Source organism: Brevundimonas albigilva (assembly GCF_023503965.1).
Taxonomy (GTDB): Bacteria; Pseudomonadota; Alphaproteobacteria; order Caulobacterales; family Caulobacteraceae; genus Brevundimonas; species Brevundimonas albigilva.
Genome location: NZ_CP097298.1, coordinates 600,519 through 618,118, shown reverse-complemented (window position 1 = coordinate 618,118; position 17,600 = coordinate 600,519). Strand labels below are relative to the sequence as shown.

Genomic DNA, 17,600 nt, shown 5'->3' with positions numbered 1-17,600 from the left:
AGGCCCGCCGTGTCCGCCGCGCCCGCGCGTCCGTTCGACTGGAACGGTTCGAACGGCGACCGCTGGGTCGCCAACCAGGCGCGGCTCGACCGGATGCTGCGGCCCTTTGGCGAAGCCCTGCTCGCCGCCGCCGCCCCGGCGATCGGCGAGCGGGTGCTGGACGTCGGTTGCGGCGCGGGCGCCAGCGCCTTCGACTGCGCCCGGGCGGTCGGCCCGTCCGGCCAGGTGCTGGGCCTGGACGTGTCCGAGGCGCTGGTCGCGCTGGCGGAACGGCAGGCGGCGACCCTGGACCTGCCCGTCCGGTTCCAGCTGGCCGACGCGGCGACGTTCGAGCCCGAGGCGGCGTTCGATTGTATCGTCTCGCGCTTCGGGGTGATGTTCTTCCCGGAACCGGAGGCGGCCTTCGCCAATCTGCTTCAGGCGGTCGGACCCGGCGGTCGCCTCGTCTTCGTCTGCTGGCGGGCCGCGGGCGAGAATGACTGGACGCGATTGCCGATGACCGCGATCCGCGACATCGTTCCCCCTCCGCCGCCGCCCGATCTGGAGGCGCCGGGGCCCTTCTCCTTCGGCGACGCCGCGCGGGTCGAGCGGATACTGCGTCAGGCAGGCTGGACGGACATCCGGCTGACGCCCTTCGATCACCCCATCCTGTTCGGCGAGGGCGACACGGCCGAGGATGCGACGGAGGACGCCGTCGACCTGGCGGTGCAGGTCGGCCCGCTGAGCCGCGCCCTGGCCGATCAGCCCGAGCCGGTCCGACAAGAGGCGCTGAACGCGGTGCGTCAGGCCTTTGCGCGCAAGGTCGCGCCCGAAGGCGTCGTGATCGACGGCGCGGCCTGGATCGTGACGGCGCAAAGGGCCTGAGGCCTCACAGGACCGCGTCGACCATTACCTGAAGCTGGCCCCGGGCGCAGGGCTCGACCCGCGCGCGCACCCGCCAGACGTCGGCCAGCACCTGGGGCGTGATGGCTTGGGCCGGCGGTCCCTCGACGCGAAGACGCCCCTGGGCCAGCACGACCACATGGTCCGAGGCGCGCGCCGCGGCCTGGAGGTCGTGCAGCACCATGACGACCACGGCGGCTCTTTCCCGCGCATAGTCGCGCGCCAGGGTCAGCACCTCCAGCTGATGGCGCAGGTCCAGGGCGCTGGTCGGCTCGTCCAGCAGCAGCACCCGGGGCTGGCGCGCCATGGCCTGGGCCAGGGCCGCGATCTGGCGCTGGCCGCCCGACAGGCGGTCCAGGCGACGCCCGGCCAGTTCGGCGGCGCCCACGCGCTCCAGCACCGCCATCGCCGCCTCGGCCGCGCCGCGCGGCGGGCCGTCCAGGGGCGAGGCTTCCAGCGCGGCGATCACCGTCTCCAGCACCGTCAGGGCCACGTCCTGCGGCAGGGTCTGGGGCATATAGGCGACGTGACGCGCGCGTTCCCCGATGGACAGGGCGTTCAGCTCCACATCGCCCAGGCGCGCCGACCCCGAGGCGGGGATCAGGCCGGCGACGGCGCGCAGCAGGGTGCTCTTGCCCGCGCCGTTCGGCCCGACCAGCGACACCACCTGTCCGGCGGGCAGGGGCGCCAGATCCAGGCCCTGGAGGATCGCGCGGTCGCGATAGCCGGCGCCCAGGCCCTGGATGTGCAGGGGCGCGCTCATCCGCGCGCTCCGTTGCGGAAGATCAGCAGCAGGAAGACCGGCACGCCGATCACGGCGGTGACGATGCCGACCGGCAAGAGGGCGCCGGGAACCAGGGCCTTGGCCGCCGTGGAGGCCAGCGACATCAGCAGCGCGCCGCTGAGCAGGCTGGCGGGCAGGAAGACGCGGTGGTCCTCGCCCACCAGCAGGCGGGCGATATGGGGCGCGACCAGGCCGACGAAGCCCACCACGCCGACGAAAGCCACGGCCGTCGCCGACAGCAGGCTGACGCGCAGCAGGGCCAGGAACCGCAGGCGCCCCACGTCGACGCCGAAGCTCATGGCCCGGTCCTCGCCCAGACGCAGCGCCGTCAGCGCCCGCGCCGACCACAGGGAAAAGGGCGCCGCCAGGACCACGACGGCGGCCATGAAGGCGACCGCGCGCCAACTGGCCCGCGACAGGGAGCCCATGGTCCAGAACACCAGCTGCTGCAGCGCCTCCTGGGACGAGACGAACTGAACCAGGGCGGTCAGGGCGTTGAAGGCGAAGACCAGGGCGATGCCGAACAGGACGACGCTTTGCACCCCGCCGCGCTGGGCCCGGGCCAGGCCCTGCAGCAGCAGCACCGACCCGAAGGCGAAGACGAAGGCGTTCAGCGTCGTCACCGCATCGGCCGGGACGAACGGCAGGCCCAGCCCCAGCACGATGGCCAGCGAGGCGCCGAACGAGGCGGCCGACGACACGCCCAGGGTGAAGGGGCTGGCCAGCGGATTGTTCAGCACGGTCTGCATCTCGGCGCCGGACAGGGCCAGGGCCGCGCCCACCAGGACCGCCAGCAGGGCCGAGGGCAGGCGGATGCCCCAGACGATGGCCGCCTCGGGCGCGCTCAGCCGGCCGGGATCGACCAGGCCCGCCAGGATGCGTCCGACAGGCATGGAGGATGGGCCGGTCATCACGTCCAGCGTCAGGGCGGCCAGGCAGGCCAGCGCCAGCACGACCAGGACCAGGCGTCGCCTCGCCTGGCTGCGGCGATGGTCGGTCAGGGCGTCGGACGGGGAGGGGCGGAAATCGAAACGGTCATGGCGCCTGGGATTGGGATTGCGTCGCATTACAACACCGCGACGGAATGGGCTAGGAAAGGCCATGCTCGATCCGACATCGCCGTGGACGCCCTTTCAACCTCAGCGCCAGTGGATGCGGCCGCTGCTGGAGACGCCGGCGGGCCGCCGTTACCGCGTGGCCGTTTCCCTGCCCGATGGGCCGCCGCCGCCCGATGGATGGACGTCGCTGACAGTTTTGGACGGGCATCGGCTGTTCCTGGCTGTCGCCGCGACCGCATCGGCCCTGGCCACGCGGCCGGAGAAGACCGGGGTGCGGCCGCTGGCGGTGATCGGCGTCTTCCATGACGAGACGCAAGGCTCGGTCGAGGACGCGCGCGCGCTGGACTTCACGGACACGCCCTGTCCCGAGCCGGACTGGACGCGGCCGTCCGGCGGCGCGGAGGCGTTTAGACGATTCCTAGTCGAGCAGGCGTGGCCCGCCGCGACGCAAGCCGCGCCGCTGGACGGCGACCGACGCGCGCTGATCGGCCATTCGCTGGGCGGCCTGTTCGTGCTGGAGACGCTGGCGCGGCGTCCCGACCTGTTCGCGCGCTGGATCAGCCTCAGTCCGTCCCTGTGGTGGCGCACGCCCGCCGTCGACAACGCCGACGATCGCCTGCTGCTGGGCTATGGCGAAGGCGAGACGGGCCGGGACATGCGGAGGCGGATCGAGGCCTGGGCGGCCGAAGCGGGGGGCGAAGGCCACGTCCCGCGCCTGAGGATGGCGGCCGGGGCCGACCACGGCTCGGCGCCGTTCGCCCTGATCCCCGAGACGCTGCGCCACGCGAGCGGCGCCTGAGTCACGTCTTGTCGGGCGAAGGCTCGATGTCGGCGGGGCGGGCCACGTCCTCGGCGGCGTCGTTGGCGGACGGGGCGCGGCCGGCGGGCGCGGGGGCGCGGGGCGCGGGCCCCTTGCCGTAGCCCAGCCGGCGCAGAGCGTCGTCGCCCTCCAGGCCGAAGGCGCTGCGGATGCGAAGGTCGGTCTGGGGCAGGGGCACCTCTATGCCCGCCTCGTCCAGGGCGTCGGCCACCAGCCAGGTGTAGGCCGCGTGCATGGCCGCCGGCCGCTTGACCGCATCGCGCGTCGGCCAGACCAGCAGTTCGAAATCCAGGCCCTTGTCGCCGAAGGACACCAGCCAGACCTGGCTCTTGCGGGCCTCGGTCTCGGGCAGGGTGAAGGGGCTGGCGCGGGCGGCGGCCAGCACGGCGTCGCGGACCTTGCCCCGGTCGGCGCCATAGGCGACCGAGAAGGGGATGTGGATGCGCCGGGTGTCGCCCTTCAGCGTCCAGTTGGTCACCGGCTGTTCGATCAGGCGCGAGTTGGGGACCAGGACGTTGACGTTGTCATTGGTGCGCACGCGCAGGGCGCGCGGGCCGATCTCCATGATGGCGCCGCGGATGCCGATGTCCTCGATCTCGATATAGTCCCCGACCGACACCATCCGGTCGAAAATCAGGAACAGGCCCGAGACGAACTCCTTGACCACCCCCTGAAGCCCCAGGCCCACGCCGATGCCCAGGGCGCCGGCGAAGACCGCCAGCGACGACAGATTCAGGCCGGCCGCCGACAGGGCCGAGATGACGCCGAAGACGATGATGCCGTAGCTGGCCAGCCGCTCCAGAAGATAGACCACCTGCCGACTGCGGTCCGAGCGTTCGCGCACGCGTCGCAGGGCGCGCGTCACGATCCAGCTCAGCACGAAGGCGCCGGCCAGGATCACCGCCGCGCTGATCAGGCCGCCGACGGTGATGTTGGCGCCCGCGAAGCGTGTCAGGGACGAGTGCTCGAACCTGGACAGGTCGAACGTCGTGATCGGGTTCATGGCTCAACAGCGCGTGGCGAACGGTCAAGGTTCCGCCGGGACCGCCTCGTCCGGGCCGTTGACGATGCGGGTCGCGGCCAGGTCGGCGGTGACGTTGCCCACGGTGCGGAAGATGTCGGGGATGACCTCCACCGCCAGCAGCAGCGGCAGGACGCCGAGCGGCAATCCCATCGCCAGGCAGATCGGCCCGATGGCGACGAAGAAGCTGACCTGTCCGGGAAGGCCGACGGAGGCGATGGACACGGCGACGGCCGTCAGCCCCCCGGCGATCAGTGCGCCGAGGCTCAAGGACACGCCATACAACTGGGCCACGTACAGGCACACCGCCAGGTTGGCGACGGGGCTGGTGATGCGGAACACGGCGACGGCCAGCGGCAGCACCAGGCCGGCCGTCGTCTGGGGCACGCCCAGCCCGTCGCGCGCCCGCTCGACCATGACCGGCAGGCTGGCCAGGGACGACTGGGTCGAGATCGCCACCACCTGGGCCGGGGCGACGGCGCGCGCGAACCGGCCGGGCGAGACGCGGCCCCAGACGATGGCGACGACATAGACGACGGCGATCAGGCCGATCTGGCTCAGGCAGACGATGGCGACGTAGTGGCCCAGCGTCCCCGCCACGCCCAGCCCGGCCCGCAGGCCCACGCCCAGCGCCAGGGCGAACACCCCGAACGGCGCGGCCAGCAGCACCCAGTGGACGATGACCACCATCGTCTCGGCCACGCCTTCGAAGAAGGTCGCCATGGGACGGCGCAGGTCCGCCTTGATCCGCGTCGCGCCGAAGCCGAACGCGATGGCGAACACCACCACGCCCAGCACGCTGTCCGTCGCCGCCGCCGACACCACGTTCGCCGGGGCCAGGCTGGTCAGGAAGGCGCGCAGGCCGTCGGCGTGGGCCGCTTCGCCCACCGTCGCGGCGGCCTCCGCCGGCACGCCGGCCAGAAGCGCCTGGCCCGACGCCGGGTCGATGGGCCACAGCGCCAGCAGCCCCAGTCCCGCCAGGATCGCATAGACCGTCGCCCCGATCAGAAGGACCGCGAACACCATCAGCGCCCGGATCGCCAGCCGCCCCGTCGCCGCCGCGTCCGCGATGGCGACGATGCCCGTGACCAGCAGGCTGAAGACCAGCGGGATGACCGTCATCCGCAGCGCGTTCAACCAGACCTGGCCCAGGGCTTCGACGGCCTCCAGAGCCGCGGTCGCCACGGGCGCGTCCGCCTCCTGCGCCAGGGCGCCGACCGCCACCCCGGCCACGAGGGCGGCTATGACGAAGAAGCTGAGGGAAGAGAAGAAGGCGGCCACGCGGGATCGGGTCATCGCCCACCGCTAGCACCGCTTTCGCGCCCGCGCTCGCGAAACCTGCTCGCCGACGCCTTCAGCGCCGTTGCCAAGCGTGGCCGCCCGTCGCAGTCTGCCGCAGGGTCATTTCGGGGGACGAGGACGATGAGCAGGCTCTGGACGGTTCTGGCGGCGGCGGCGGCGCTTCAGGCGGGCGGGGCGTTCGCCCAGGACGCGGCCCAGGACGCGGCCCTGGAGGCGGCGGTGAAGGCGGACTACGACGCCAACCTGGCCGCCCTGTTCGACGACTTCCACCAGCACCCGGAACTGTCGGGCCTGGAGGTCCGCACCTCGGGCGTCGTCGCCGACCAGTTGGAGGCCCTGGGCTACCAGGTCACGCGCGGCGTCGGCGGTCACGGCGTGGTGGCGGTGATGAGGAACGGCCAGGGCCCGACCATCCTGGTCCGCGCCGACATGGACGGCCTGCCGATCGAGGAGGCCTCGGGCGTCGCCAATCCGTCGCGCGCGCGTCAGGTCGACAGCGACGGGGTCGAAAAGCCGGTCATGCACGCCTGCGGCCACGACGTGCACGTCACCGCCCTGATCGGCACGGCGCGCCAGCTGGCGGCGCGTCGCGACCGCTGGTCCGGGACGCTGGTCCTGGTCGGCCAGCCGGCCGAGGAGCGCATCTTCGGCGCCCGGGCCATGATGCAGGACGGGCTGTACGAGCGGTTCCCCAAGCCGGACTACGCCGTGGCCTTCCACGTCTCCTCGGGCCTGGAGTCCGGCAAGGTGGTGGTGCCGCTGGGGGCGGCCTATTCCAGTTCCGACAGCGTGGACATCCGCGTTCATGGCGTGGGCGCGCACGGGGCCAGCCCGCACAAGGGGATCGACCCGGTCCTGATCGCCTCGCAGATCGTCGTCTCGCTGCAGAGCGTGGTCAGCCGCACGGTGGATCCGCTGCAGGGCGCGGTGATCACCGTGGGGTCGATCCACGGCGGGATAAAGCACAACATCATCCCCGAGACGGTGGATCTTCAGCTGACGGTGCGGTCCGACGACCCCGAGGTGCGGACCCAGCTTCTGGACGGCGTCGACCGGGTGGCGCGGGGCACGGCCCTGGCCCTGGGCGTGCCCGAGGACAAACTGCCGACGGTCACGCGCTCGACGGTCGAGACGACGCCGCCGACCGTCAACGACGCCGCCTCGGCCCAGCGGGTGCGCGACGCCCTGATCGCCGGCCTGGGCGCCGACCGGGTGGTGGACAAGCCGCGCGAAGGCATGGGAGCCGAGGACTTCTCCTACTTCATCACGCCCGAAACCGGGGTGGAGGGGGTCTATTTCGCCGTGGGCGGCACCCCCGCGGGCCAGGTCGACACCGCGCCGAGCCATCATTCCCCGCTGTTCCGGATCGAGCCGGAGCCGGCCGTCCGATCGGGCGTGGAAGCGACGGTCACCGCGGTCGAGGCCTTGGCCCCGCGCGTCTGAGGCGTTCGCCGCCTCGCCCTGTCGCCGCACCCGGCGAACGCCGGCGACGCCTGCGCGTTCTGTGCGGCGAAGGAGAGATTTCCATGATCCGAATGCACAAGCTGGTTCCCCTGGTCGGCGGGCTGCTGCTGTCGAAGGGCGGTCGCCGGATGGCGGGCCGCCACGCCGGCAAGCTGGCGCTGGCGACCCTGGCCTATGAGGTCTGGCGCAGCCGACGCGCGACCCCGCAGGCCAAGCCGCAAAAGACGCGCCCGGCGCCGCGCGCCCGCTGGAGCGGCCGTCGCCCCAGCTGACAGGCCGGCGGGGGTGGGGAAGCGCGCACGGCCGGGCTATAGCAGGCGTCAAACGGAGCACGGCCATGATCATCGTCCACCACCTCGCCGACAGCCGGTCGCAGCGCGTGCTGTGGCTGCTGGAAGAACTGGGTCTCGACTACGAGGTCAGACGCTATGAGCGCGACCCCCGGACCCGGCTGGCGCCGCCCGAGCTGAAGGCCATCCACCCGCTGGGCAAATCGCCGGTCATCCAGGATGGCGACGTCACCGTGGCGGAGACCGGCGCCATCGTCGAATATCTGCTGGAGACCTATGGCCGCGGTCGGCTGCGTCCGCCCGCAGGCACCGAGGCGGGGCGTCGGTTCACCTATTGGCTGCATTATGCGGAAGGGTCCGCCATGCCGCCGCTGCTGCTCAAGCTGGTGTTCTCCATGCTGCCGCGTCGCAGCCCGGCCCTGATGAAGCCGATCGTCAACAGCATCGCGGCCAAGGCGCAGACCAGCTTCGTCGATCCCCAGACCCAGGCCCATGTCGACTATTGGGAGGCTGAGCTGGGCCGCAGCGCCTGGTTCGCGGGCGACGAGTTCAGCGCCGCCGACATCATGATGAGCTTTCCGGTGGAGGCGGGGGCGGACCGCGCCTTCGACGCCGCCGCCAGGCCCAATCTGAAAGGCTTCCTGGAGCGCATTCACGCCCGTCCGGCCTACCAGCGGGCGCTGGAGCGGGGCGGGGCCTACACCTACGCGTGATCCGCCCCAGGCAACCCCGGGGCGGGCGAGGCGTTAACAGGGCATGAAACTGTACACCGTCCAAATCGTGGCTGGGCTGCTGGCGGCCGTGGCCTTCGTTCTCGCCTTCATGGCCGCCGGCGCCGCCGTGGCGTCGGCCCTGTTCATGGGGTTGGGCCTGGCCGCCCTGGGATGGCTGGCCTACAGCCTGATCAAGCGCGTTCGCCATCGCGGCGGCGCGCCGACATCCCAGGCCTGATGCGTCGGGATTCGGGCGAGGCTCTTGAGTTTCGCCCGCCGGCGCCCTAGCTTATTCGCCCGGCCGCGCCCGCCCCGCGGCCTTTTCTATTGTCGCGTACCCATTCCCTGTCTCCGGGCGAAACCAGAAAATCACGACACCAATGGAAAAAGTGCCGATGACGGCCGAGGGCTACCGCGTCCTCGACGATCAACTGAAGCAATTGAAGTCGGTCGAACGGCCGAGCGTCATCTCCGCCATTTCGGAGGCGCGCGAGCACGGCGACCTGTCCGAGAACGCCGAGTATCACGCCGCCAAGGAGCGCCAGGGCTGGATCGAGGGCCAGATCGCCGAGATCGAGGACAAGCTGAGCCGCGCCCAGGTGATCGACGTCTCCAAACTGTCGGGCGAACAGGTCAAGTTCGGCGCCACCGTCACTGTCGTGGACGAGGACACCGAGGAAGAGAGCCGCTACCAGATCGTCGGCGAACACGAAGCCGACGTGAAGCAGGGCAAGATCTCCATCGCCTCGCCGATCGCGCGCGCGCTGATCTCCAAGGAGGTCGGCGACGTGGTCGAGGTGAACACCCCCGGCGGCGTCAAGGCCTACGAAATCCTCAAGGTCGAGTGGAAGTAGGGGCGCCGCGCCCGAACGTCTCTCCCTCCCCGTCCGGGGAGGGTGGTCGCGCCAGCGACCGGGTGGGGGCGGCCCCGCAGGGCCGCTCCAATCCTCTGTCCATCTGGGTCGTTTCCGACGGCCGCGCGGGGATCGAGAACCAGGCGCTGGGCCTGGCCGAGGCCGTGCAGCGGCTGACCCCCGCCGACATCGCCGTGAAGCGTATCCGCTGGCGGCCGCTGTTCGACCGTCTGCCGTCGGCGTGGAAGACGTCGGCGATGCTCGACCCGTCCTCCGACAAGCTGACGCCGCCGTGGCCCGACCTGTGGATCGCCACCGGCCGGGCGACCCTGCCGCTATCCGTCCGCGTCGCGCGCTGGAGCGGCGGGCGGACCTTCGTGGTCCAGACCCAGGATCCCCGCTGGGCGCTGGGGCGGTTCGGCATGGTGGTGGCGCCGGCGCACGACGGCCTGTCGGGCGATAACGTGTTCGAGATCACCGGCTCGCCGCACCGCATCACGCCGGCAAGGCTGGCCGAGGCGGCGCCGGCCTTCGCGGACCGGCTGGCGGGCCTGCCGCATCCGCACGTGGCGGTTCTCGTGGGCGGTCGGTCCAAGGCCTTTGATCTGCCTGACGCCCACGCCGCCGCCCTGGCCGATCAGATCGCGCGCGCCGTGGACGCGGTCGGCGGTTCGCTGTTGCTGACCTTCTCGCGCCGCACGCCCGAGGCCGCCAGGGCCCGATAACGGCGCGGCTGTCGCCGCTGCCGGGCTGGATCTGGGACGGGCAGGGGGACAATCCCCTGTTCGCCTTCCTGAACGCCGCCGACCATGTGCTGGTGACCGAGGACAGCGCCAACATGGCGACCGAGGCCGCCTCGACCGGCAAGCCGGTCCATGTCCTGCCGATGGTCCCGTTGAAGCCTGCGGGCAAGTTCGCCCGCCTGCACGCCGACCTTCGGTCCCACGGCGCCGCGCGCCCGTTCGACGGGGCGCTGACGCCCTGGACCTATGAGCCGCTGGCGGAGACCGACCGCGCCGCGCGCGCGGTGCTGGAGGCGATGGCGGCTCAGGCGTAGGCCTGGATCGCCTTCACATCCAGGTCGCCGGCCTTGATGGCGCCGATGGCCTGGGCCGCCGCCAGGGCGCCGGCGGTGGTGGTGTAGTAGGGGATCTTCATCATCAGGGCGGTGCGGCGTAGGCTGAAGCTGTCCTGCAGCGACTGCTTGCCCGAGGTGGTGTTGAAGACCAGCTGGACCTCGCCGTTCTTCATGGCGTCGACGATGTGCGGGCGGCCTTCCAGCACCTTCTTGACCAGGCCCACCTCCAGCCCCTGTTCGACCAGATAGGCGTGGGTGCCGCCCGTGGCGATCAGGGTGAAGCCCTCGGCCAGCAGGGTCCTGGCCGCATCCAGGATAAAGGGCTTGTCCTCGTCCTTGACCGAGATGAAGGCGCAGCCCGAGGTCGGCAGGGTGGTGCCGCCGCCGATCTGGGACTTGGCGAAGGCGCGGGCGAAGGCGGGCGCCATGTCGGCCTCGCCGTCACGCTTCCAGTCCAGGCCCATGACCTCGCCGGTCGAGCGCATTTCCGGCCCCAGCACGGTGTCGACGCCGGCGAAGCGGGCGAAGGGGAAGACCGCCTCCTTCACCGCGATATGGTCGTAAGGTTTGTCCGTCAGGCCGAAGGAGGACAGCGGAACGCCGGCCATGACCTTGGCGGCGATGGCGGCGATCGGCTGGCCGATGGTCTTGGCCACGAAGGGCGCCGTGCGGCTGGCGCGCGGGTTGACCTCCAGCACGAAGATGCGCGGGTTCTCGCCGTGCGGCTCCTCGATGGCGAACTGCACGTTCATCAGGCCGCGCACCTTCAGGGCCTTGGCCATTTCGGTGGTCTGGCGCTTCAGCTCGGCGACCGTCTCGGCGGACAGGGAGTAGGGCGGCATGGAGCAGGCGCTGTCGCCCGAATGGACGCCGGCTTCCTCGATATGCTCCAGCACGCCGGCGACGAAGACCGTCTCGTCGTCGCACAGGGCGTCGACGTCAACCTCGGTGGCGCGGTTCAGATAGTGGTCGATCAGGACGGGATCGTCGCCCGAGACGCGCATGGCCTCATGGACGTAGCGGTCCAGCTGCTCGCGGTCGTGGACGATCATCATGCCCCGTCCGCCCAGGACGTAGGAGGGGCGCAGGACCACGGGATAGCCGACGCGGTCGGCCTCGGCGGCGGCTTCCTCGGCGCTGCGGGCCAGGCCGTTCGGCGGCTGGCGCAGGCCGATCCCCTCCAGCATCTGCTGGAAGCGTTCGCGGTCCTCGGCCAGGTCGATGGAGTCGACCGAGGTTCCCAGCACCGGAATGCCGTCTTCCTGCAGCGCATGGGCCAGCTTCAGCGGCGTCTGGCCGCCGAACTGGACGACGCAGCCGATCAGGTCGCCCTTCGACCGCTCGACCTCGATCAGCTCCAGCACGTCCTCGGCCGTCAGCGGCTCGAAATACAGGCGGTCGGAGGTGTCGTAGTCGGTCGAGACGGTCTCGGGGTTGCAATTGACCATGATCGACTCGACGCCGATCTGGTCGAAGGCGAAGGCCGCGTGGCAGCAGCAGTAGTCGAACTCGATCCCCTGGCCGATCCGGTTCGGCCCGCCGCCCAGGATGATGGCCTTCTTCCTGTCCGACGGCTCGGATTCGCACTCGGGGACCTGGCCCAGGACGCCGGTCTCGTAGGTCGAATACATATAGGCGGTGGCGCTGGCGAACTCGGCCGCGCAGGTGTCGATGCGCTTGAACACCGGGCGGACGCCCAGCGAACGGCGCAGGGTGCGGACCTCGCGCTCGGTCGTCCCGGTCAGCTTTGCGATCCGGGCGTCGGAGAAGCCCATCGCCTTCCATTTGCGGAACAATGGCGCGCGGATGTCCACGTCCGCCTTCGTCTCGCCGGTGCGGACCTGGAGGTCCGCGCTCCGGACGCGGATATGCCCCTCTTCGCGCACGATGTCCGCGATCTGGCGCAGGAACCACGGCTCATAGGCGCAGGCCGCGGCGACCTCTTCCACCGTCAGGCCGTGGCGGAAGGCCTGGGCGATGACGCGGATGCGGTCGGGGGTGGGGACGCCCAGGGCCCGGACCACGGCGGCGCGGGCGGCGGCGTCGTCCTCGGCGCCGGCCACGCCGTCGATCTCGATCTCGTCGAAGCCGTTGAGGCCCGTCTCCAGACCGCGCAGGGCCTTCTGCATCGATTCCTGGAAGGTCCGGCCGATGGCCATGACCTCGCCCACGGACTTCATCGAGGTGCCCAGCAGGGGCTCCGACCCCGGATATTTCTCGAAGGCGAAGCGCGGGATCTTGGTGACGACATAGTCGATCGACGGCTCGAAGCTGGCCGGCGTGACCTGGGTGATGTCGTTCTGCAGTTCGTCCAGCGTATAGCCCACGGCCAGGCGCGCCGCGACCTTGGCGATGGGGAAGCCGGTGGCCTTGGACGCTAGGGCGGACGAGCGCGACACGCGCGGGTTCATCTCGATCACGACCATGCGGCCGTCGGCGGGGTTGATCGCCCACTGGACGTTCGATCCGCCGGTCTCGACGCCGATCTCGCGCAGGACGTTGATCGAGCCGGTCCGCATCCGCTGATATTCTTTGTCGGTCAGCGTAAGCGCAGGGGCGACGGTGATGCTATCGCCCGTATGGACCCCCATCGGATCGACGTTCTCGATCGAACAGATGATGATGCAGTTGTCCGCCGTGTCGCGGACGACCTCCATCTCGTATTCCTTCCAGCCCAGCACGGACTCTTCGATCAGCACCTCGGTGGTGGGCGACAGGTCCAGGCCGCGCAGGACGATCTCCTCGAACTCCTCGCGGTTATAGGCGATGCCGCCGCCGGTGCCGGCCAGGGTGAAGGACGGGCGGATCACGGCGGGCAGGCCGACGAACTCCAGCCCCTCCAGCGCCTCTTCCATCGAATGGGCGGCCTTGGAGCGGGGGCTCTCCAGGCCCAGCTTGTCCATGGCGTCGCGGAACTTCTGGCGGTCCTCGGCCTTGTCGATGACCTCGGCCTTGGCGCCGATCATCTCGACCCCGTGCTTCTCCAGCGCGCCCGATTCATGCAGGGCCAGGGCGGTGTTCAGCGCCGTCTGACCGCCCATGGTGGGCAGAAGGGCGTCGGGCTTTTCCTTGACGATGATCTTCTCGACCATCTCGGGCGTGATCGGCTCGATATAGGTGGCGTCGGCCACCTCCGGGTCGGTCATGATGGTGGCGGGGTTCGAGTTGACCAGGATGACCCGGTACCCCTCGGCCTTCAGCGCCTTGCAGGCCTGCACGCCGGAATAGTCGAATTCGCACGCCTGGCCGATGACGATCGGGCCGGCGCCGATGATGAGGATGGACTGGATGTCCGTGCGCTTGGGCATGGGAGCCTCTTCTTCTTATTGAACGCTAATGGGTCACGACCGCGCATTCCCAGCCGTCGTAGTCCAGCTGGAAGGCCGCGGCCCAGGTCTGCATCATGGCCGAGGTGGCCGAGAACGACGCCTCGTCCACCGCCATGGTCGTCTCGAGCACCGTCATGTCGTCGGCGCCGCGCGTCAGGAAGCCGGCGCGACGGGCGACCTCGTTCAGATCGCCGTGGTCGCCCTCGCCATAGAAGTAGAACAGCGTATGGCGCGGCGTCACGCCGCTGTCGCCCTGCTCGGCCAGCGCCGCGCGCACCATGGCGTCGCGTTCGTCATGACTGATGTCGGAGGCGTCCAAGGTCTTCGCGTCGTCCTTCGCTCGTCGCGCGCGCGAGAAGTCCCCGCACGGCGGGGCCATGCGACGTGCGCGTCATGTTGTCGGTTAAGCGGCCCGTTTAGAGAGGGCAGGCCGGGGGGCAAGAGCTTATGCGTCGATCGCTGCGATCCAGTCGGGCAGTTCGCCGATGCGGCTGAGCGAGACGTAGCGGGGGTGGCCTTCCGGGGCGTCCGCCAGTTCGTGCGCCCAGGTGACGTGATAGGGGATGTGGACGCCGAAGGCGCCGGCCTCGATCGCGGGAAGCACGTCGGATTTCATGGAATTGCCGGCCATGACGGCCTCGGCCGCACCGGTGCCGTGGCGGGCAAAGACGCGCTCGTAGGTCCCGCGATCCTTTTCCGAGACGATCTCGACGGCGCTGAAACGTTCGCCCAGGCCCGAGGCCGCCAGCTTGCGCTCCTGGTCCAGAAGGTCGCCCTTGGTGATCAGGACCAGGCGGTATCGTTCGGAAAGCTGGGCGACCACCTCGTCCACGCCGGGCAGGGTCTCGACCGGATGGGCCAGCATCTCGCGGCCGGCGGCCAAGATCTCGCGCACCACCTCGGGCGGGGCGCCGCCGTCGCACAACTCCATCGCGGTCTCGATCATGGACAGGGTGAAGCCCTTGATCCCATAGCCGTAGAGCCGAAGATTGCGACGCTCGACCTGGGCCAGGCGCGCCTCGATCACGTCGGCGTCGCCGTGGTCGTCCAGCAGGTCGACGAACCGCGCATGGGTCAGGCGGAAGAGGGTCTCGTTGTGCCAAAGGGTGTCGTCGGCGTCGAGGCCCACGGTGGTGATCGGCATGGTCGCTCCGGGGATGGGAGGGCTGTTTGGCGCGGCGCCTGCGTGGAAGCAAGCGTGCGCGGGCGCCGCCCCTTGATGCGGGGCGTGTTATTGCCGACAACGTCGTCATGAACCGGACCGCGCATCGCAGGCTCTTGGGCGTCGTCCTGATCGGCCTGGCGCTGACGGCGGGGGCGCCCGCGGTTTCGGTGAGCCAGGCCGTCGACGCGCCGGCCGCCTCCGCGGCCATGGTCGGGCCCAGCCCTGAGCGCGCACGCATGAACCGGCGTGTCTTCGACCGCGTGTGGGAAGAGGTTAGACGCGGCTATTACGATCCGACGCTCCACGGCGTGGACTGGCGCGCGGCGCGCGAGCGGTTCCGGCCGCAGGCGCTGGCGGCCGGCGACGACCGCGCGCTTTATCATGTGCTGAACGAGATGCTGGAGCTGCTGGACGACGGCCACGCCGGGGCCAGCCCGCCGGCTGCCGTGCGCCGCCAGGATCGCCAATACCAGCGCCGCGCCGTCATGGGGCTGACCCTGATGGCGGGGGACCAGCGGGACGTCTGGACGGTGGAGCGGGTGCGGGCCGGATCGCCGGCCGAGGCCGCGGGCGTGCAGATCGGCTGGACCCTGAACACCCTGGACGGCCGGGCCTGGGGCGCGGATGTCGAGGTGTTCGACGGGCGGCCGGTTCAACTGGCGCTGACCGACGAGACCGGCGCGCGCCGCGACGTGACGGTGACGCCGCGCCTGATGGACGGCCCCCAGCCGTTCACCGCCGACCGCTCCCGGCCCGGCGTCCTGGTGCTGACGGTCGAGCAGTTCGATGAAGGCCTGGGCCGCTGGGTCGCAAGCCAGCTCGACGGACTGGAGCCGGACGTCGACGTGATCCTGGACCTGCGCGCCAATCCCGGCGGGCGGCTGTGGGAGGCGGAGTCGGTGCTGACCTGTTTCCTGCCGCGCGGCCAGGCCTGGGCGACCCGCACCACGCGCTCGGGGCGCGCCATCGTGCTGCGCGCCGACGGGGATTGCGGCGATCATGAAGAGCCGGTCGCCAATCCGGTCGCCGTGCTGGTCGATCGCGCCAGCCGCAGCGCCGCCGAACTGACCCCCGCCGCCCTTCAGGAAGCCGGGCGCGGCCTGGTCGTCGGGGAGACGACGGGCGGGTCCGTCCTGATCGCCCAGGACACCGACCTGCCGGACGGCGGGCGGCTGACGCTGAGCCGATCGGATTTCGTCACGACAGGCGGCGTGCGGCTGGAGAAGCGGGGCGTGACGCCGGACCTGGCCGCGCCGCGCACCCTGGCCCAGCGGCGCTCGGGCGACGATCCGACCCTGGAGGCGGCCATTGCGGCCCTGAAGGGGGTGGGCTCGACGGCCGCAGCCGTCTTGGATCGCTAGGTTTGATCGACATTCAGGGGGCCCGGGCATGCCTAGTCCGTCATTCCGGGGCTGAACGTAGCGAAGAACCCGGAACCCAGGGCTTCAGTCACGCTACTGGCCGGGTTCGACGCCGGATGCTCGCCTCCTGGGTTCCGGGTTCGTCCTCACGGACGCCCAGGAAGGACGACGCCAGACTGAACGTCGATTGGACGTCAGCCGGCGACCGGCCGGACGCGGCCCGCGGCCTGGCGCGCCCGTTCGCGGGCCTGATCGACGTCGGCGCCGCGCGCGGTCGCGACGCCCATGCGCCGCCGCTCGAAGCTCTCGGGCTTGCCGAACAGGCGCAGGTCGGCGGTCGGAACAGAAAGAGCCTCGGCGACGCCCTCGAAGGCGATGCCTTGCGCCTCCACGCCGCCATAGATGACCGCGCTGGCGCCCGGCTCGCGCTGGCTCACGTCGACCGGCAGGCCCAGGATGGCGCGGGCGTGAAGGGCGAACTCGCTTTGCGTCTGGGTGGCCAGGGTGACCAGGCCCGTGTCGTGCGGGCGCGGGGACACCTCTGAGAACCAGACCTGGTCGCCCTTGACGAACAGCTCCACGCCGAAGACCCCCAGGCCGCCCAGCGCGTCCGTGACCTTGCCGGCGATGTCCTGGGCGGCGCTCAGGGCGGCGGGGCTCATGGCCTGGGGCTGCCAGCTTTCGACATAGTCGCCCTTCACCTGGCGATGGCCGATGGGGGCGCAGAAGTCGGTCCGGACCTGGCCGTCGGCGCCCAGCGAGCGGACGGTCAGAAGCGTGATCTCGAAATCGAAGTCGATGCGGCCCTCGACGATGACGCGGGCGGCGTCCACCCGGCCGCCGGACTGGGCGTAGGCCCAGGCGTTGGGGGCGTCCTCCAGGGCGTCGATCATCGACTGCCCCTTGCCCGAGGACGACATGACCGGCTTGACGAAGACCGGCAGGCCGATGCGGTTCGCCGCCTCGGCCAGTTCCATCGCGCTGCCGGCGAAGGCGTAGGGGCTGGTCGGCAGGCCCAGCTCCTCGGCGGCCAGGCGGCGGATGCCCTCGCGGTTCATGGTCAGCTGGGTGGCGCGCGCGGTGGGGATGACGCGGGCCAGGCCGGCGGCCTCGATCCCCGCCAGCACGTCGGTGGCGATGGCCTCGATCTCGGGCACGATGATGTGCGGCGCCTCGGCCAGGATGACGCCGTTCAGCACCTGGGCGTCGGTCATGGGGATGACGTGGCTGCGGTGCGCGACCTGCATGGCGGGGGCGTTGGGATAGCGATCGACGGCGATGACCTCGACGCCCAGGCGTTGAAGCTCGATGGCGACTTCCTTGCCCAGTTCGCCGGAGCCCAGCAGCATCACGCGGACGGCGCTGTCTGAAAGCGGGGTGCCCAGTTTCATCATCTGCTCCTTGCGCTCCTCCCCTGTGAAGCGCAGCGCAACGGGGGAGGGGGACCGCGAAGCGGTGGAGGGGGCGGACCTCGCACCG

18 protein-coding genes are annotated in these 17,600 nt (G+C 70.9%); 10 read left to right on the top strand and 8 right to left on the bottom strand.

Going from position 1 to position 17,600, the window contains the following annotated elements:
- Window positions 1-9: 9 nt before the first annotated feature.
- Window positions 10-864: a class I SAM-dependent methyltransferase gene (locus MU852_RS03255; protein WP_249750999.1), complete on the top strand. Its 855-nt coding sequence runs from the start codon at window positions 10-12 to the stop codon at window positions 862-864.
- Window positions 865-868: 4 nt separating this feature from the next.
- On the opposite strand, the gene MU852_RS03250 is transcribed toward MU852_RS03255, so the two are convergent.
- Entirely contained in the window at window positions 869-1,645 is a 777-nt protein-coding gene (locus MU852_RS03250; protein ID WP_249750998.1) for an ABC transporter ATP-binding protein, read from the bottom strand.
- Window positions 1,642-2,733: a FecCD family ABC transporter permease gene (locus MU852_RS03245; protein WP_249750997.1), complete on the bottom strand. Its 1,092-nt coding sequence runs from the start codon at window positions 2,731-2,733 to the stop codon at window positions 1,642-1,644. Before MU852_RS03245 ends, MU852_RS03250 begins: the two co-directional genes overlap by 4 nt.
- A gap of 34 nt (window positions 2,734-2,767) precedes the next feature.
- On the opposite strand from MU852_RS03245, the gene MU852_RS03240 reads away from it, so the two are divergent.
- Complete coding sequence (locus MU852_RS03240; RefSeq protein ID WP_249750996.1) at window positions 2,768-3,523, top strand: alpha/beta hydrolase; 756 nt, start codon at window positions 2,768-2,770, stop codon at window positions 3,521-3,523.
- A gap of 1 nt (window position 3,524) precedes the next feature.
- Here the strand turns inward: MU852_RS03240 and MU852_RS03235 are convergent, their stop codons facing one another.
- Window positions 3,525-4,547 (bottom strand): mechanosensitive ion channel family protein, encoded by a 1,023-nt coding sequence (locus MU852_RS03235; protein ID WP_249750995.1) that lies wholly within the window; start codon window positions 4,545-4,547, stop codon window positions 3,525-3,527.
- A gap of 24 nt (window positions 4,548-4,571) precedes the next feature.
- Window positions 4,572-5,861 (bottom strand): dicarboxylate/amino acid:cation symporter, encoded by a 1,290-nt coding sequence (locus MU852_RS03230; protein ID WP_249750994.1) that lies wholly within the window; start codon window positions 5,859-5,861, stop codon window positions 4,572-4,574.
- A 126-nt stretch (window positions 5,862-5,987) separates the two neighbouring features.
- On the opposite strand from MU852_RS03230, the gene MU852_RS03225 reads away from it, so the two are divergent.
- The 7 genes from MU852_RS03225 (at window position 5,988) to MU852_RS17215 (ending at window position 10,245) form a co-directional block, all read left to right on the top strand.
- The gene (locus MU852_RS03225; protein ID WP_249750993.1) at window positions 5,988-7,310 is read left to right on the top strand and encodes an amidohydrolase; all 1,323 of its coding nucleotides are present in this window, start codon (window positions 5,988-5,990) and stop codon (window positions 7,308-7,310) included.
- Window positions 7,311-7,393: 83 nt separating this feature from the next.
- The gene (locus MU852_RS03220; RefSeq protein WP_249750992.1) at window positions 7,394-7,603 is read left to right on the top strand and encodes a cysteine protease; all 210 of its coding nucleotides are present in this window, start codon (window positions 7,394-7,396) and stop codon (window positions 7,601-7,603) included.
- A gap of 65 nt (window positions 7,604-7,668) precedes the next feature.
- Window positions 7,669-8,334: a glutathione S-transferase family protein gene (locus MU852_RS03215; protein ID WP_249750991.1), complete on the top strand. Its 666-nt coding sequence runs from the start codon at window positions 7,669-7,671 to the stop codon at window positions 8,332-8,334.
- Window positions 8,335-8,377: 43 nt separating this feature from the next.
- Window positions 8,378-8,572: a hypothetical protein gene (locus MU852_RS03210; protein WP_249750990.1), complete on the top strand. Its 195-nt coding sequence runs from the start codon at window positions 8,378-8,380 to the stop codon at window positions 8,570-8,572.
- Window positions 8,573-8,714: 142 nt separating this feature from the next.
- A complete protein-coding gene (gene greA / locus MU852_RS03205) occupies window positions 8,715-9,188 on the top strand; it encodes a transcription elongation factor GreA (protein WP_249750989.1) in 474 nt (157 codons plus the stop codon).
- Between the two features lie 62 nt (window positions 9,189-9,250).
- Window positions 9,251-9,913 carry a mitochondrial fission ELM1 family protein gene (locus MU852_RS17220; RefSeq protein ID WP_283843764.1) on the top strand — a complete coding sequence of 221 codons (663 nt, stop codon included), beginning with the start codon at window positions 9,251-9,253 and terminating at the stop codon, window positions 9,911-9,913.
- On the top strand, window positions 9,910-10,245 hold the full coding sequence (locus MU852_RS17215) for an ELM1/GtrOC1 family putative glycosyltransferase (RefSeq protein WP_347342366.1): 336 nt from the start codon (window positions 9,910-9,912) through the stop codon (window positions 10,243-10,245). Before MU852_RS17220 ends, MU852_RS17215 begins: the two co-directional genes overlap by 4 nt.
- On the opposite strand, the gene carB is transcribed toward MU852_RS17215, so the two are convergent.
- From carB to MU852_RS03185, 3 genes are all read right to left on the bottom strand, one after another.
- Entirely contained in the window at window positions 10,236-13,574 is a 3,339-nt protein-coding gene (gene carB, locus MU852_RS03195) for a carbamoyl-phosphate synthase large subunit (protein ID WP_249750988.1), read from the bottom strand. The two genes, MU852_RS17215 and carB, sit on opposite strands and share 10 nt — an antisense overlap.
- Before the next feature lie 25 nt (window positions 13,575-13,599).
- Window positions 13,600-13,914, bottom strand: a complete 315-nt coding sequence (locus tag MU852_RS03190) for a hypothetical protein (RefSeq protein ID WP_249750987.1) — start codon at window positions 13,912-13,914, stop codon at window positions 13,600-13,602.
- 126 nt (window positions 13,915-14,040) lie between these two features.
- Entirely contained in the window at window positions 14,041-14,739 is a 699-nt protein-coding gene (locus MU852_RS03185; protein ID WP_249750986.1) for an HAD family hydrolase, read from the bottom strand.
- Window positions 14,740-14,846: 107 nt separating this feature from the next.
- Here MU852_RS03185 and MU852_RS03180 point away from each other — a divergent pair, with 107 nt between their 5' ends.
- Entirely contained in the window at window positions 14,847-16,121 is a 1,275-nt protein-coding gene (locus MU852_RS03180) for a S41 family peptidase (protein ID WP_249750985.1), read from the top strand.
- A 194-nt stretch (window positions 16,122-16,315) separates the two neighbouring features.
- Here MU852_RS03180 and purT read toward each other — a convergent pair whose 3' ends face one another.
- A complete protein-coding gene (purT, locus tag MU852_RS03175; RefSeq protein ID WP_249750984.1) occupies window positions 16,316-17,512 on the bottom strand; it encodes a formate-dependent phosphoribosylglycinamide formyltransferase in 1,197 nt (398 codons plus the stop codon).
- Between the last annotated feature and the right edge of the window lie 88 nt (window positions 17,513-17,600).